The sequence below is a fragment of the Paenibacillus radicis (ex Xue et al. 2023) genome, from assembly GCF_024722015.1.
GTDB lineage: Bacteria > Bacillota > Bacilli > Paenibacillales > NBRC-103111 > Paenibacillus_S.
The window spans coordinates 43173-56522 of the sequence record NZ_JANQBD010000024.1 but is presented as its reverse complement, the minus strand read 5'-3'; the positions used below and the strand labels follow the sequence as shown (position 1 = coordinate 56522).

The following is a 13350-nucleotide window of genomic DNA, read 5'->3' as shown; positions in this document are numbered from 1 at the left end:
GCATGGCAGTCTGGCGGTCTTCATGCATTTATCGGGAAAATGTCACGTTAATTGCTCCGAAAATAGCGTTTCTAGCCCTTTAACTGGAATTTCTCATGCTAATTCTACGTATTTTGGCGGATATTGGCCATATCACCCATATTAGAGTTAGTTTTTCCAGTTAATTTGATTTCAAGCGATATTCAGGCTGAATTAACGTGAGGATTTCCATCTATTTCCACCCCTTTCCTTCAGCAGCCGCCCGAAGATCCTGGTCTCCCCTAGATTGAAAGCAACCTTTGAACATCGGTTCTCGCCCCATCACTTATGCAACATCCAAAAAGAGGCTGTCGCAATAGTCAAATTTTGGATTTTTGGATGCTCGCCCCCCACTCTGATCAGAATTTCCCTACAAAAAAGACGCTTCCATCCCCACTTACAAGTGGTTTTGGAGCGTCAATAGTTTGGGACTGATTCATACACTTACACCCTTTTGGGACAGCCTCCTTAGGAGTGGCAGTCCCAAAAGTCATTTTTGGATTTTTGGATGCTCGCCCCCCACTCTGATGGGATTTCCCCTACAAAAAAGACGCTTCCATCCCCACTTACAAGTGGTTTTGGAGGCGTCTGATTCATTCACTTACACCCTATTGGGACAGCTTCCTTAGGAATGGCAGTCCATTGATTCCAGCTGTCAGCTCATCATTATTAGGCAAATGAATGCTGTATACTTACTTCTTCAAATGTGTGTCGAGAAACTTGAGCATAATCGTATAAAAGTCCAACTGATTTTCATAGCCGCGGAAGCCGTGACCTTCATCCTCTTTAATCATATAAGGGGCATCAATTCCACGTTGGCGAATCGCCATAACCATCTGATCCGACTCTTTCTTCTTTACTCTCGGATCGTTGACACCTTGTGCGAACATAACTGGAGACTTGATACGATCCACATGCAAAAGTGGCGAATAGTCTTCCATCATTTGTTTGTCCACCCCTGGATCCCCGACTTGCATATACAACTTCTTTTTGTCCCAATAAGGAGGCATGGTTTCAAGAAAAGTAAGCAAGCTGGAGGGGCCCATAAAATCAATCCCCGCGGCATACAAATCCGGTGTAAACGTCATCCCGGCAAGAGCGGCATAACCGCCATAGGATGATCCATAAATAGCTATGCGCTTAGGATCTGCAGTTCCTTGCTTAATGAGCCAATTAACACCATCCGTAATGTCATTTTGCATGGCTTGACCCCATTGCTTATTGCCTGCGTTGAACAGAGCTTTTCCAAAACCGGTTGAACCGCGGAAATTCATCTGCAAAACTCCATAACCCCGGTTAGCCAAAATTTGCACTTCTTTGTCATATCCCCATGAATCGCGAGCCCACGGTCCGCCATGCGGAAGAATGACAAAAGGAAGGTTTTTGTCCCCGGCATTTTTGGGCAAGGTCAGATATCCCCTTATAGTCATACCGTCACGTGCCGTATAAGAAACCGACTTCATTTCAGCCAGTTGATCCACTTGAATCCAAGGCATTGTATCCTTAACTTTTTTTATCGTGTCGTCCTTACGGTTATATTGATAATAAACACCTGGAGACCTGTCACTGTAAACGAACAAATTCACCTTGGATTCCGGAAGCGGATTGCCTGTTATAATAAATTGCTCTCCGGGAAGCTTTTTGGCAATAGCCTGATTCAATTGTTCGAATTCCTTATCCAGGTAATGGTAGTGCACTTTATCGGTTTCATATTTCACTGCCAGAATAGCCTGTTTTTTGTAGGAGATTACGATATCAGTCACGTCGGCTTCCGGATTTTCATAAACCGTTTCACCTATTGATTTCGTATTCAAATTATATTTAACCAACGCTAAAGTATTTCTTCCAATATCGCTTAGTGCAAAAATCTGAGTTTCATCGAAAGAGAACATTATAGGTTTGAAGCTGTCCCCGAATTTAACATCCAATATCGACTCAAATTTACCTTGAGCGGAGCTGCGATACAATATTTTCGTATTAATGCCATCCTTTGCAACCGCTAATCTGGCCTCGCCATATATATCCGTTAGCCATTCGGTAATGTTTCCAGGATTCTCTGCTACCAGTTCCATCTTACCCGTCTTCACATTCAAACGCTGAACATCAAAAACAGTACGGTCCCGATTATTAATGCTGATTAGCATATCGCTCTCATGACCAGGCAAATAAGACAAAGATTCCATAATATCCGCACGTATATTGTCATAGGGCGTTAAATCCTTATCCTCTTTACCGTTAGGATTTACGGAATGCACGTGATTATCCTCCAAACCATGTGCGCTCGTGGTATAGACGATCCTCTCATTATTGAACCAAAAAAAGTTCTCAATATCCCGATCCTTCATATTCGTAATGCGATAATCCTGCTCTACGCCCTCTTGATCCACATAGATTTGCAGGTGACCTTCGAATTCCTCTACATAAGCGGTCATCTTACCATCCGGTGATGATTGAATTCCTCTTGTTTTGGATTTACGCAGGAAGTCGCTTAACGGTATTTCATCCTTGCCCGTCTCTCCCTGTGAGATAGCACGGTTTAAGAATAGCACAAGCTGAGCACGGGTTACTCGGCTCTTCGGTAAATATTCCAGCTGATCGGTAATTAAATGCTGCTTTAAGCGAACAACATCCTTGTAATGACTCTCCCCAATTGATGATTCATCCTTAAACCACACATTGACTCCGTTTTCCTTCAGCTTAAAGGCTCTTACCAACAAGCTGGCCATTTGTTCACGTGTCAGAGGGGCTTCCGGGTTAAAGCGTCCTTCGTCACCTTCAACAATCCCTTTTTCCTTAAGCGAATTAACCGCATACGAATAGACGCTGCTCTCAGGGATATCTGTGAATCCCTTTAATGACACTGGCTCCTTTAGCTTCAATGCTTTGCTTAACCACAAGGCTGTCACCCCGCGCGTAATTTCACTGTCCGGATGAAAAAGACCGTCAGAGCCGCCTTCGATGATCCCCATTTGAGCTAGTTTGGATATTTCTTTACTTGCATAATGTTTTTCCGTCACATCCGCAAAGCTCTTGGCAGCTGTTTCTGCATGGGCGCTAATGGGTACCGTCATAATCGTAACTAAAAATAGCATGGATATAAATAATGATAATTTCTGCTTCACTTATAACACCCCTAATCATAGTATCCATAGCCATTTCAAGAGCAAGCATCCAAAGTAGGGTTACGCTTCGAGCTCCCCTCTTTTACTCGCTTTGTTAATCTTTTTATATTGGAAGGCCAGCATTGCAAAATGAACAAAAAATACACCTGCAATAATATAGAACACAATGGAAATGCCAAAGCTGCTCGCAACCAAACCTCCGAACATCGCACCTGACACGTTCCCCAAAGAGTTAGCGCTTGCATTATATGCAAAAATGCTGCCCTGGAGTCCCATAGGGGTCAAGCTTCGCAGCAAGGATGAAATCGACGGCACCAAACCTCCTACACATAAGCCGGAAATAAAGCGGATACCCATCAAGCTCCACGGACTTGTTACACTCGCTTGAGGAATGTACAAGATGGCAATCAGAAACACGGAACAGAGCAGAATAGGAAGATGACCGAATCTGTCCCCCAATTTTCCCAGAAATGGCGCTGCGATGATTGTCCCCAATGCGCTTGATGCAAATATCAAACCTGCCATAATTTCAATGTGGTTCTCAATATGCATGCTTTTGACATACAAAGTAATCATCGGACTAATGCTCTGAAAGCTCGCAGCTATTAAATAAGTGGACACGAATAAAGTCAATATTATAGGAGATTGCTTAATCACTTCGCCCAGCTGCTTTTTCTTGGGAGCATCACGCTTTTCAATCCGGACTGGCTCAGCCGATTTCTGGAACCACCGTAATTTGAACTTCGGATACACTTTTGTTTCTTTAACACCGACAATCGCCAATACCGTTGCAATCAAAATAAATAAGCCTGTGAAAAAAAAAGAATTACGCATTCCGAGCCACTCCGCAAGTATTCCGCCAATCAAAGGTCCAAGCAATTGTCCAGCTACTTGTCCTGTTTGCAGCATACCCAGCGCTTTGCCGACCTCTTGTTTAGGGGCTTCAATTGCAATCAATGCGACAGCACATGTGCTGAATCCTCCCATCGTCCCAAACAAAGCTCTGAGGAGCAGCAATTGGATCGGCGTATGAACCAATCCCATAGCAGCAATGATGATCGCAAGGCCGAAGCCTGAACGGACCATCGTCAATTTCTGCCCATACCTGTCCGAAAATTTCCCCCAGAAAGGAGATACAAGTGCAATCATTAGATGATTGACCCCGAAAATCATGGCTGACCATAGTGCAGCCTGCTTAACGTCATGAATGCCAAGCTCCTGAACATACAGCGGCAAGAAAGGAATAATCATTCCAATACCAGCCGAGCAAAAAAAGCATCCGAACCATAAGATGTAAAGATTGCGCTTCCAAGTTTCCATTCGAACTTTCCTTCTTTACTGGTAAATTGTGTACTTGTCCACTGTATGCACAAAATAAAGAAGCGTCAAGAGGAAAAAGTTTATTTGGACGCGTTTTTAAGAAGAAGCTTTGCTGCCTCAACCTTCGTTAAGCCAGATGCAGCATAGGTTTGACCGTCAGCCTGTTTCATATTCCGTATAGCCTCAAGCTGTGCAGCTGTTGCCGGTTGAAATTTGATTAATGCATCCAAATTGTCATAGGCTATCTTTCTTGCCAATGCCTTATCTCCCAATTCGTCTATTAAACGGTACATCCCCTCAATCGCTAACTCCTCGCTCTTCAAGCCATAGCCAGAGTCCGTACTAAGCATAAACCTGTCCGGGAACTCTTTCATCACAGGAATAAAGTGCTCCAGCTTGTTAGAGCTCTCAGGATTGAAAACTGTAAAACCCGCAAAAAAATCCGCATATAGATTGGGATGCTTCTGCAGCAGCCGCCGTATATTATCAGGTGAATTATAGGCATTGGCATGTGCGAATATAAAATTCGTATGAGGGTAAGCTTCTAATGCTTCCTCCAGCTGATATATGGGCCCGCCAGATGGAGGATCAATGTGTAAAAGCAAAGGAGCCTTGTACTGCGCGGCTAACTCGTATATTTGCGGTAAGAAGCCATCCATCGGATGGTCTGTTTTCCAAGGAACATTCCTAAGAGCAGGAGAATTAACAGAAGCGGCTGCAATTTCTCCAATACCGAAATAGCCCTTTTCCAAATTTTTCTTGACAACCTCGAGACTCGAAGCATCCTTCAGGTTAATACCGGAGAAGAAGGGGATTACAAGTTCAGGATACTCTTCATAGGCTTTCCAGGCTGTTGCATCGGTGTCTATAGCACTTGGATCGGAAACATTACCGAACAGAACAATTCGGTCGATGCTCGTTCGTTTCCACGTTTCCACCATTCGCATATAGGCGTAACCGCCAGCGTCATGATTATGGGCGTCAGCCAGAGGCAGCTCGCCATATTCTTTTACCAGATCAGCCAGACTCTTGCTCGGTTTCGTAGACTGGGGCTTCGCTGGCACAGGATTTGCCTCTTGGAAGGAAGTATCGCCCGAAACCGGCTGCTCTTTCCCGGAATTGACAATAAACAGCTCTCTTCCTACTACTATTCCTCCAACCAGCACAACAACAGCGGTTAGACCTAGCACAGCCTTCTTAACTAACATAGCCACCACCCTCTTTTTTTTACATATTATTACATAATAATCCAGGTAGAGCCATGCTGTAAACAACATTTATACAAGACCGAATAAAACAACAAGCAGATAGCCTAAGCCTGATAAAAGCACAGATCCTATAAGCCCTGCGACAAATGGTCTCAACCCTAATCTGCGGAAAGAAAGTAGATCCACATTCAGTCCTAAGCCCGCCATTGCCATGGCAATTAGCAAATAAGCTGCCGTTATGACGTGATTCGTTACCTCTGTAGAGATGATTCCCAATGTGTTGACGCCACTCATTAAGAGAAACCCGATAATAAACCATGGAATCGGAATCGCTCTCCAGCTTGTTTGGCTTGTAGCACCAGATTGTTTGTTCTCCAAACGTTTGGCCCAAATACTAATGAGAATGGCTGCCGGAACAAGACAGGCTACACGGGTCAGCTTCACAATCACTGCCATATCTACAGCGTCCTTCCCGCCAGGGGCAGCTGCTGCAATTACATGAGCAACCTCATGCAGAGTAGCTCCTGAGAAGACGCCATATCCAGAAGCCGAAAGTCCGAGAAACGGATAAAGCAGCGTATAAAGCAATGTAAAAATTGTACCCAAAATCGCCACAGTTGCTGCACTTATAGCTGTTTCTTCATCATTCGCCTTGATCTGCGGCGCAATAGCTACGACCGCCGCTGCTCCACAGATGGCCGTCCCACATGCAGTGAGCATACCGAGCCTCTGCTCTACTTTTATAAACCGGGCAATGCCGTAAACTATAAAAACCGTAAATACGATGTTAATCACACCAACAGCCAGCACCTTCGGACCAGCATGAACTATATCAGCCAGGTTAAGCCGCATTCCGAGAAGAATAATGCCAAACCGCAGAAGTTTTTTATTTGAATAGGAAATACCAGGCATCAATTGTACCGGTACCCCGATCAACGCACGCCATACAATACCGAGCAGAATTGCAATGACCAGTTGACCCATGATACTTAAATAAGGAAAACCGGACAAATACTTGGCCGTAACTGCAAGGAGCAGCGTGAGACCTAAGCCTTGAGCGAAGCCGAGTCCTTTTTTTATAGGGTTAAATGGATAAGTTTGTGCTTGTGTCTGTCCCATAGTGAATTCACTCCTTTAATATATGGCTCCACTATAGAACAGCTAAATAAGGAAGTGAAATACTTATCTGCTATTAGTATCATCAGAAATACTAATGATTGTTCATTGTTCTGAATAAGGTTTAAAGCTACAATGTGAATACTGTATAACCGGGGCTCAACAAGGAATAAAACCGAAGATTAAGGCGGAGGAATAAGTATGATTGTAGAAACACTGAAAGTATTTGTAACGGTAACCGAGCAGAGCAATTTCTCCCGGGCCGCGGAGCTGCTTAATCTTTCCCAGCCTGGAGTAAGCTTGCATATTCGAAATCTGGAGCAGGAGATGGGTGCCAAGCTGATGCATCGTTCCCCCAAGCAAGTAAAATTGACGGAAGCGGGAACCCTATTATATAAAAATGCCAAGCAAATTTTATCTCTATACGAAAATGCGAAGCAAGAAATCCATCTGCTGCAAAATGCCGTAACCGGCTCACTTAAAATCGGCGCAAGCTTTACTATAGGAGAATATGTCATGCCGCGGCTGTTAGCCGAATTTACAAGTTTATATCCTCAGGTCGACATTCAAGTGAACATTGGCAATACGGAAGAAATTATCCAAGCCGTTCGCATCAATGAACTCGACCTCGGTCTGGTGGAAGGCCATGTGACCCAGTTCGATATCGAGGCCATCCCCTATATGAAGGACGAAATGATATTAGTCGCTCCACCCGGGCATCCGTTATCTTCCCTTCGCATAGCAGAGCCATCAATGCTGCAGGATCAAGTGTGGGTTCTAAGAGAAAGCGGCTCAGGGACCCGAGCGTTCAGTGATGCATTCATACATGATGCCGGTCTCTCCGTCAGGCGATCCTATATTTTTAACAGCAGCCAAGGTGTGAAGGAATCCGTTGCTGCCGGGCTTGGGATCGCTATTTTATCACGATTGGTCGTGCGCAAAGAGCTCGAAGCCGGTGAGATTATCGATGTCCCAATTAAAGAAACAAGCTTCACACGGGACTTCCTGATGATTCATGGCAAAAAAATGCCAATAACCATGGCGATGAAAATGTTTGTACAAAAGCTGATCCCCTCTTCCCCTGCGTAAGTATCCTGTAGGTTTATCTCTCTGATTCTCCACTTTACAAAATCGAATAACTCGTATAAATTAAAAGTAACAGTTGTTATATTATAACGACTGTTACTTTTTAAATTCGGAAAGGAGCAGCTCGAATGAATCTTTATGTAATAACTGCAAGCTTTCTAGGTACAGCAGTCGAGTTTGTGGAAGCCCTTACAATCGTATTGGCTGTAGGTGTAACGAAAGGCTGGCGAAGCTCGCTTTCCGGCATGGCTCTTGCCATCCTGCTGCTGACAGCACTGGTCGTGCTATTCGGAGTCCCATTAATGAGCTACGTGCATGTCAGCGCCTTTCAGCTTGTCATCGGGATATTAATGATGATGTTCGGGATGAGGTGGCTACGCAAAGCCATATTGCGGTATTCCGGCCTAAAAGCATTACACCTGGAAAATGAAGCGTACGAGGAAGAACTAACACGCCAGAAAAAAGAGGGAACGGCTACCAAGCGGATGGACTGGTTCGGCTTTACAACAACATTCAATATTGTTTTGTTAGAAGGAATCGAGGCTATATTTATCGTTCTTACCTTAGGTTTAGCCGCTAACGAACTCAGTTCAGCAGTTCTTGGCAGTGTCATCGGGATAATTGTCGTCATAATTGCCGGAATACTACTTAGGAAACCTCTCGCAATGATACCGGAAAACACAATGAAATTTGTAGTTGGATTAATGCTTAGCAGCTTTGGTATTTTTTTGGTGGGTGAAGGTGTCGGAGTCGAATGGTGGCACGGGGATGTGTCCATATTAGTTTTGATGGCCGCCTTACTGCTCGTATCCATTCTAAGTGTGGGTGTTCTGCAGAATCTGCAAAAACGGAGGGTGAGGAACCGTGAAAACAGTGCTTCAAACCATTTTGGGTCTTATAATTGATGATTGGTGGCTGGCTATCGGCATCCTTCTATCCATCACGGTTACAAGCATATTCATTTATAATAATTTCAGCTCCGCGGCTGGCGCATGGCTGCTAGCTATACTTACCCTGCTAACACTACCGCTTAGTCTAATTATGGAGTATCGAAAAAAAATGCGTTGACACCTATATATAAAGAGCAGCACCTGCCGCAAAGGCTGGATGCTGCTTTTTTGGATATATGGTATCATTAGGGTTAAAACAGAATGGAGCATCTTCTATGAAGTGGATTATTTTTATTTACAAAGTCCCCCCGCAGCCTACTAAATATCGTGCCTACTTGTGGAGAGAGCTCAAAAAATTCGGATCGATTTATCTTCAAGACGGGGTCTGCCTGCTTCCTAATTCCGATGATGTCCACTTGTTTATAGGAGCATTAGCTGAGAAGGTTCGTGAATTCGGAGGTCAAGAATCCACCTTTTTGTCCAATACATTCTCTACCGAAAAAGACCAGGAAATGATCGAGCAGTTTAACTCGGCCCGTACCGAAGAATATAACGAGTTGATTCCAGGGATCAAACGACTGCAAGGCTATTTCGAAGAAGAAGAAGCCTGGGAGTTCGATGATGAACAACTCCAACGAGTACGGGAAGAATTTCAAAAAACGATACGTCAATTTCAAATAATTGAAGCTCGAGATTATTTTGAAGCTGAGGCGGGACGAAAAGTCAGGCTGCTGCTTGATCAATGTAGAAAACAATTGCTCCGATTTTAAGCCCTTATTGTTTGCCAGTCCCTGTCTTTCGTTCACACCATGCATATAGTGCATCGTACATAGGTATTTGCAAATTAATTTTCTCGTGGTCATCGATCCCTAAGTAATGAAAACCAAAGGCAATGGCACGCAAGCCTGCTGACTCCGGAGTAATGTCAATGTCTATGGGAATATCAGCTCCATGGATAATTGATCCCATCATCACCAATGCCAGATTGTTGGTTAGCTCATACTTGATTAGCATCGTTTCAAAGCTGCAGCTCCCAGAGTGATGCCCCAATTCCACCCCCTTCATATCAAAAGGAATTCCGTCCGTTATGGCTGCAGGATCCGTATCATTGGGAACGAATTCAAAAATCGCTTCCGGATCAATAAATTTCAATATTAGCCATGGACATGCCACACGTTCAACATTCGCATTCTCTCTCGTTACCCATTTCACTCCGAGTCACTCCCTGCCCTATTGAATTCTTTATACGTCTGTCTTAGATTATAGCCTGTTAACTGAATTAACACATTAGTTTTTAATAGCAGCAATACGAATAGGAGCTTGCCGAAGCAAGCCCCTCAACGATCTTATTCATTTTAAACATTACCAGCCGAAATCCAGCGTCTTCCCAGTTTCAGCATAGGTCTTAACATTGCTTAGTATCATTGGCCAGCTCTGCGAGGCATTGCTGTAAGATGGATGGTTAGCTGGCCATTGGTCATTAACGAGCTTCAACTTGGTACAATTTCCAACCGTCTCCAAAGTAAAGGTTACTCTGGTCTCAAGCTGCGCATGATTTTCCCTATAAGATGGCCCCGGATGCTCCGTGCAACTCATTTCCTTATGGATCTCATACTTCAGAATGCTGCCATATACATGAATCGTCTCATCACCATCATTACCCGGACCTACATATTCGTAAGGAGCTCCCTCTTCAAAAGTAGATCGGATCACACATCCGAAAAAGGTTTTGCGTGTTCCTTCCGGCGACACTAAAGCATCCCATACCTTTTCTATTGTCGCATCAATGTAAAATTCATATTTCAGTTCTGCATTTTCCATATTACTTCCTCCTTGGTGTTTGTTTCTAGCGAAACTAGCAACATTGATTGTTTGCGAGATTTTCTATATGTTGCTAATATGAATTATAGATATTCATTCCAGTTAAGTATTGTAAAAACGCGACAAGCTGCTAGTTACGATTAGGACAACTCACAGGAGAAGAAGGAGTAACCACATATGAACTCAAATGCTCTGAAGCCTAGTATGGGTGTATTGAATTTGGTAGAAGGCGAAAAGAAATTCTCGCTCTCACGTTACGCTCCCTCGGGGGATGTTGGTTTTTTCGTCAAGCACTTCTGGATTGTAAGCTGGGGTTTAACCGGCCATGATCCCTATAATCAGGAAATTGTTCCTAATCCATGTGTAAATCTAATCATTGAACCTGACAAGACAGCTATATATGGCGTTGCGAAAAACAAATACAGCGTTATCATTCAGGAAAAGGGACGCGTTCTAGGTGTGAAATTTAAGCCGGGAGGCTTCTATCCATTCATTAAACAGTCAGTCTCTCAGTTAAATGGCAATCCTTTGGGGATCGAAGGCGTTTTTGATGTGGAGGCTCGAACTATAGAGCATACAATTCTCAGCCAACAAGATGACTTCAGGATGGTTGAGCATATCGAACATATAATTCGGCAAAAGCTTCCGGCGAAGGATGAAAACATTACTCTAATAAATAGAATCATAGATCAGGTTGTCGAAGACCGGGAGATTACTAAAGTGGACCATGTTAGTCAACTGTTCAACATTAACATAAGAAAGCTGCAGCGATTGTTTGAACAATACGTCGGAGTAAGCCCAAAGTGGGTCATCAAGCTGTATCGACTGCAAAATGCTGCTGAAACAATGGATCTCGACCAAAATTATAATTTGGTGAAGCTGTCGACAGATCTCGGATATTACGATCAATCGCATTTCATCAAAGATTTCAAAAGTATTATTGGTAAAACTCCTGAGGAATACACCCGTAAACACCAATAAATTACTTGTCTCTGAAAATGAAACCCGCTTTTGAGCCAATTAGCTCAAGCGGGTATTTTGTTTGCTGTTTTTTCTGTGTAAAAGACTGAGCAGTCATTCACCAAATAATATTCATCTTTATTTTGTATGAAAAGGTAGCATTTGGTTTACTATAATTAACAACTTTATCAAGGGTTTTCAGCCCAATGGGGGATCATCATTTGTTCAAAAAACTAAATAAATGGCTGAGAATGAACCCTGCTCAGGGTCGTGAACAGAAGAAGCCTGCCAATAATGACCAGAAACAGCAACAACTTTATTCAAGTTTGCAGCCTAATGAAAAGATGCTCCGTTCGATTTATACCAAAAGCTCGGATGTAGTCTTTCGCTCCTTTTTAATCGGTGGAAAGGTTAAAGCTATTCTGATATATATCGATGGCATGTCTGACTCCGAAGGCATTGAGGAGAATGTTATTGCGCCATTGATGAAGGAAGAGTCAGGAGCAAACACCAATCTCAAACAGCTTATCGAACAAAAAATATCAGTATCTCAAGCCAATGAATTCAACACATTCTCATCTTGTATTGACTATCTTTCTAACGGGAATCCAATTCTGTTATGTGATAATGAGCCATCTGGTCTTGCACTAGGATTAACCAAATGGGAAAAACGCGGAATAGAGGAACCTACGGCTGAGGTGGGGATCAGGGGGCCTCGTGAAGGCTTTACAGAAACACTGCGTGTCAACACCTCCCAATTGCGTCGTATCATCAAGAGTCCAAGCCTTAAGATGGAATCGATGAAAATCGGCGATTACACTCAAACGAATATCGTTATCGCTTATATAGAGGGTCTTGCGGATCAAACGCTGGTGGAAGAAGTGAAAAATCGGCTTCAACGTATCCGGATCGACGGTATACTGGAGAGCGGCTATATTGAAGAACTGATTGAGGATACCCCTTTCTCTCCTTTTCCTCAGCTGCTGAGTACCGAACGCCCGGATGTGACCAGCGGCAGCCTGCTCGAAGGAAGGGTAGCCATTCTGGTAGATGGCACTCCGTTTGTATTAATTGCTCCTGCAACCTTCTTTTCCCTCATACAAGCCGCGGAGGATTACTACCAGCGTTTCATGATTTCCACAGTCACACGCTGGCTGCGTTATTGTTTTCTATTGATCTCTATCCTGCTTCCATCCGTATATGTAGCCATTCTTACTTTTCATCAAGAGATGGTGCCCGGAGCTTTGTTAATCAGCATGGCAAGCTCACGGGAATCGGTTCCCTTTCCGGCGTTGGTCGAGGCTTTGATCATGGAAATTATATTTGAAGCACTCAGGGAAGCAGGCGTTCGATTGCCCAAGCAGGTAGGCTCTGCCGTCAGCATAGTCGGAGCGCTCGTCATCGGTCAAGCATCCGTACAAGCCGGCCTTGTCTCAGCACCTATGGTTATGGTAGTTGCCATTACCGGCATCTCTTCCTTCATGGTTCCACGTTATATCGCTGGGATAGCGCTGCGAATGCTTCGCTTTCCATTGATTCTTCTCGCGGGTACACTTGGGCTTCTTGGGATTATGTTAGGTGTTATCGCTATTGTACTTCATATGTGCAGCTTGCGGTCTTTCGGTATCCCCTATTTATCCGCGGTTTCGACTCCAAAGCTGGCTGAATTCAAAGACGTCCTTATTAGAGCTCCTTGGTGGATGATGAATACACGTCCGCGTTTAACGGGGGAGTACAACAAGTATCGGCAGGCATCCGGTCAAAAACCGGGTCCTGAAAATGGGGAGACTTAATCCATAGAGGGGGAGA

The 13350-nt window shown here is 43.9% G+C and carries 12 protein-coding genes; 6 read left to right on the top strand and 6 right to left on the bottom strand.

All coding sequences use genetic code 11. The features are described 5' to 3' along the window. Nucleotides 1-710 precede the first annotated feature (710 nt). From NV381_RS28020 to NV381_RS28005, 4 genes are all read right to left on the bottom strand, one after another. Nucleotides 711-3140, bottom strand: a complete 2430-nt coding sequence (locus tag NV381_RS28020; protein ID WP_258216602.1) for a prolyl oligopeptidase family serine peptidase — start codon at nucleotides 3138-3140, stop codon at nucleotides 711-713. Between the two features lie 60 nt (nucleotides 3141-3200). Beyond that, nucleotides 3201-4460, bottom strand: coding sequence for an MFS transporter (locus NV381_RS28015; RefSeq protein WP_258216601.1), 1260 nt, complete (start codon nucleotides 4458-4460; stop codon nucleotides 3201-3203). Between the two features lie 80 nt (nucleotides 4461-4540). Continuing rightward, complete coding sequence (locus NV381_RS28010; protein WP_258216600.1) at nucleotides 4541-5668, bottom strand: amidohydrolase family protein; 1128 nt, start codon at nucleotides 5666-5668, stop codon at nucleotides 4541-4543. Nucleotides 5669-5737: 69 nt separating this feature from the next. Continuing rightward, nucleotides 5738-6787 (bottom strand): YeiH family protein, encoded by a 1050-nt coding sequence (locus NV381_RS28005; RefSeq protein ID WP_258216599.1) that lies wholly within the window; start codon nucleotides 6785-6787, stop codon nucleotides 5738-5740. Nucleotides 6788-6985: 198 nt separating this feature from the next. Here NV381_RS28005 and NV381_RS28000 point away from each other — a divergent pair, with 198 nt between their 5' ends. From NV381_RS28000 to NV381_RS27985, 4 genes are all read left to right on the top strand, one after another. Then, entirely contained in the window at nucleotides 6986-7873 is an 888-nt protein-coding gene (locus NV381_RS28000) for a LysR family transcriptional regulator (RefSeq protein ID WP_258216598.1), read from the top strand. Between the two features lie 125 nt (nucleotides 7874-7998). Beyond that, nucleotides 7999-8775 (top strand): COG4280 domain-containing protein, encoded by a 777-nt coding sequence (locus NV381_RS27995; RefSeq protein WP_258216597.1) that lies wholly within the window; start codon nucleotides 7999-8001, stop codon nucleotides 8773-8775. Continuing rightward, nucleotides 8735-8938 carry a hypothetical protein gene (locus tag NV381_RS27990; protein ID WP_258216596.1) on the top strand — a complete coding sequence of 68 codons (204 nt, stop codon included), beginning with the start codon at nucleotides 8735-8737 and terminating at the stop codon, nucleotides 8936-8938. Before NV381_RS27995 ends, NV381_RS27990 begins: the two co-directional genes overlap by 41 nt. A 97-nt stretch (nucleotides 8939-9035) precedes the next feature. Beyond that, nucleotides 9036-9530, top strand: coding sequence for a Chromate resistance protein ChrB (locus NV381_RS27985; RefSeq protein WP_258216595.1), 495 nt, complete (start codon nucleotides 9036-9038; stop codon nucleotides 9528-9530). A gap of 4 nt (nucleotides 9531-9534) precedes the next feature. Here NV381_RS27985 and NV381_RS27980 read toward each other — a convergent pair whose 3' ends face one another. Together NV381_RS27980 and NV381_RS27975 are read right to left on the bottom strand one after the other, a co-directional pair. After that, nucleotides 9535-9972 (bottom strand): chromate resistance protein, encoded by a 438-nt coding sequence (locus tag NV381_RS27980; protein WP_258216594.1) that lies wholly within the window; start codon nucleotides 9970-9972, stop codon nucleotides 9535-9537. A gap of 150 nt (nucleotides 9973-10122) precedes the next feature. After that, complete coding sequence (locus NV381_RS27975) at nucleotides 10123-10581, bottom strand: SRPBCC family protein (protein ID WP_258216593.1); 459 nt, start codon at nucleotides 10579-10581, stop codon at nucleotides 10123-10125. A gap of 177 nt (nucleotides 10582-10758) precedes the next feature. Here NV381_RS27975 and NV381_RS27970 point away from each other — a divergent pair, with 177 nt between their 5' ends. Together NV381_RS27970 and NV381_RS27965 are read left to right on the top strand one after the other, a co-directional pair. Next, a complete protein-coding gene (locus tag NV381_RS27970) occupies nucleotides 10759-11562 on the top strand; it encodes a helix-turn-helix domain-containing protein (RefSeq protein ID WP_258216592.1) in 804 nt (267 codons plus the stop codon). Between the two features lie 230 nt (nucleotides 11563-11792). Continuing rightward, nucleotides 11793-13334 carry a spore germination protein gene (locus NV381_RS27965; RefSeq protein ID WP_258216664.1) on the top strand — a complete coding sequence of 514 codons (1542 nt, stop codon included), beginning with the start codon at nucleotides 11793-11795 and terminating at the stop codon, nucleotides 13332-13334. The last annotated feature ends 16 nt before the right edge of the window (nucleotides 13335-13350 follow it).

What these genes read in the sequence shown, in the direction of transcription:
- NV381_RS28005 (WP_258216599.1), bottom strand. Translation starts at nt 6,787, where the DNA reads ATGGGACAGACACAAGCACAAACTTATCCATTTAACCCTATAAAAAAA.
- NV381_RS27970 (WP_258216592.1), top strand. Translation starts at nt 10,759, where the DNA reads ATGAACTCAAATGCTCTGAAGCCTAGTATGGGTGTATTGAATTTGGTA.
- NV381_RS27995 (WP_258216597.1), top strand. Translation starts at nt 7,999, where the DNA reads ATGAATCTTTATGTAATAACTGCAAGCTTTCTAGGTACAGCAGTCGAG.
- NV381_RS28010 (WP_258216600.1), bottom strand. Translation starts at nt 5,668, where the DNA reads ATGTTAGTTAAGAAGGCTGTGCTAGGTCTAACCGCTGTTGTTGTGCTG.
- NV381_RS27975 (WP_258216593.1), bottom strand. Translation starts at nt 10,581, where the DNA reads ATGGAAAATGCAGAACTGAAATATGAATTTTACATTGATGCGACAATA.
- NV381_RS28015 (WP_258216601.1), bottom strand. Translation starts at nt 4,460, where the DNA reads ATGGAAACTTGGAAGCGCAATCTTTACATCTTATGGTTCGGATGCTTT.
- NV381_RS28000 (WP_258216598.1), top strand. Translation starts at nt 6,986, where the DNA reads ATGATTGTAGAAACACTGAAAGTATTTGTAACGGTAACCGAGCAGAGC.
- NV381_RS27985 (WP_258216595.1), top strand. Translation starts at nt 9,036, where the DNA reads ATGAAGTGGATTATTTTTATTTACAAAGTCCCCCCGCAGCCTACTAAA.
- NV381_RS27965 (WP_258216664.1), top strand. Translation starts at nt 11,793, where the DNA reads ATGAACCCTGCTCAGGGTCGTGAACAGAAGAAGCCTGCCAATAATGAC.